Source organism: Lyngbya sp. CCY1209, assembly GCF_055795065.1.
In genome coordinates this window covers 1-977 of the sequence record NZ_JAYFER010000318.1, presented here as the reverse complement: position 1 = coordinate 977, position 977 = coordinate 1, and the positions used below count along the sequence as shown (strand labels likewise).

1 protein-coding gene is annotated in these 977 nt (G+C 40.6%); it reads right to left on the bottom strand.

The features are described 5' to 3' along the window. Nucleotides 1–134 precede the first annotated feature (134 nt). The coding region (locus tag AC0QHF_RS09265) for a GUN4 domain-containing protein (RefSeq protein ID WP_324703919.1) at nt 135–977 on the bottom strand (843 nt) is incomplete at its 5' end.

Sequence of the window (977 nt, the reverse complement as noted above, 5' to 3'; positions counted from 1 at the left end):
AAGAACCACAGAGGTGTCAGGTCATAGCCACACACCGCACAGGTTTCGACCTCATTTTCCGTATATTCCGTTTCACATATTGGACATTTCATGACAGTGCTTTAGGAGATGGTTTGGTTTATAAATTGAAGGTTTTATATGCTACAGGTTACAAGTCTTTGCGCGAGAGAAGAGTAAGCATATCCTTTGATATTACTATAAATTCCCTTAAACGAACGTAAAACATATGGGAAACAGCCCTCGGGAGTTCTCTTCGGAGAAAGTTGGAAATTATCATCAAGTTCTTTCCATCCTACCTCTTCCCTGAAGCGATACCATATTGTATCACCTGGATAGTGTCCATCGCACTTGCCTCCACAATTGATATAAATTTGCTTCTGGACACTAAACCCAAAGCGTCCGTTACTGCATTTGAACCAAAGACCATCAATGATTCGTAAATCCTCACAGGGAAAGTTTTTGATATCATTTGAATCTAAATATCCTCGTTCAGTTTGTCCAGCCACCGCCAACATCATCCGAGCCGTTTCTTGGTCAGCAGCTTTCCAGTTTCCGGATTTCAATAATCTTTCGAGTTGAGTATAATCAAAAGAAGTAGGAAGATTTTTCTCGTTTTTATTTGTTTCTGAAATCGGCTTCAGTCGAAATTTTATAGCTTCTATTATTTTCGTTTCTTGCTGTGATTGCTGATGGATTAAGCTTTCAATTCTTCGATTCATTTCATTCAACTTAAATTGCTGCTGATTTTGTCCATTATTCAAACTGTCAATGCGTTCAACAATGTCATCTAATTGGGATTGAAAATCAGCCTGACGTTGATTTTGCGACTCAGTTAAACGGTTCATTGTTTGCGTCATTCCCTCCAACTGAGACTGCAACTGAGAAACCATCGCCTGTGCCGACTGTAGCTGACACTGGGACTGTTGCCAAACCCGCTTGGCGGCGGCGATGCGTTTTCTCTCTTTCTCCAAAAAGAC